The organism is Streptomyces bohaiensis, assembly GCF_012033785.1.
Classification (GTDB): Bacteria; Actinomycetota; Actinomycetes; order Streptomycetales; family Streptomycetaceae; genus Streptomyces; species Streptomyces bohaiensis.
The window spans coordinates 1-1,130 of sequence record NZ_JAAVJC010000541.1; the positions used below are offsets into that span (position 1 = coordinate 1).

Consider the following 1,130-nt stretch of genomic DNA (forward strand, 5'->3'; position numbering starts at 1 on the left):
CGCCGGAGGCGACGCCGCTGCGCCGCCCGGTGACCGCCGCCGCGGCCGCCGTCGCCCGCGCGATGCTGCGACGCATCGGCAGCCACGCCACGGAGATGGAGCGCGGCGTCGCCGCCGCCGCCTCCGCGCGTGCCCGACACGTCGACCCCGCGCTCCGCCAGGCCGCCCAGGAGCAGGTCGGTCTCGCCTTCGCGGGCTGGGACCGACTGCTGACCCGGGTCGCGCTGCCCGCCTGGCGGCTGGGGCGCTGGCCCGGCCGGCTCAACGCCGGCGTCGTCTCCTCCCTCACCGAGCTGTCGCGTCGCGACCGACTGGCCGACGGCTTCGGCGAACGGCTCGGCGAGCGGCCCGCCTGCGACCTGCTGGAGGACCCCGGTGCGGTGGACCGCGAGGTCTCGCTGCTCGCGGCCCGCCTCTTCCACGGCCCGCCGCCCGCCGGGCCCGGCGCCCCGACGCCCGCCTGGGAGGCGGTCAGCTGGTCGGCCTACCCGGCGCAGATCGTGGACCGGTTGTGGCGCGAGCGGGCGGCCCGGCTCGCCGATGCCCTCGGCGGTGCCGCCGTACCCGCCCGGGGCGGCGAACGGGCCCCGGCGCTCGGCGCGGTACTGCTGCGCCTCGCCTCCGACGACGGCGACTTCACCGACGCGCTCGCCGCCCGGCTCGCCGCGGCCACCGCGCGTGCCGAGCACGACGCCGAACCGGTCGCCCCCGCCAGCACCATCGCGGCGGCACCGCTGGCCTTTCCCGCCCCACCGCCGCCGAGCGGCCGGGAACTCCTCGCTCAGCACGTCGCCGCCGCCGTCTGCCGCACCGTGGTGGACACCGCCGGCGGCGCGCCGGCCCTGGACTGGCTCGACGGGCCGGTGCTGACCGTGGACGGCGAGCGCGCCCCCGACCTCTCCGACGTGGTCCTCGCCCTGGTGGACGAGGGCGACCCCGAGCCGTTGCGCGGCTGGCTGGCCGAGGTCGGGGTCCACTCCGAGAAGCTGGTCCGCCGTGTCTGACGCGCCCCCACCGCGTCCCACCGCGCCGCCCCGCACCGCAGTGGCGGCGCGGGCGACCGGAGCGGCGGGAGCGGGCGGAGTCCGCGGGGGCGACGGGGACGACGGCGTCGGCGCGGCCGACGGGCG

Annotated in this window: 1 pseudogene; it reads left to right on the top strand. The window is 80.3% G+C overall.

The annotated features are described in order from the left end of the window. Positions 1-1,004 (top strand): annotated as a pseudogene (locus HCN52_RS24570) (hypothetical protein); the annotation flags it as partial. Between the last annotated feature and the right edge of the window lie 126 nt (positions 1,005-1,130).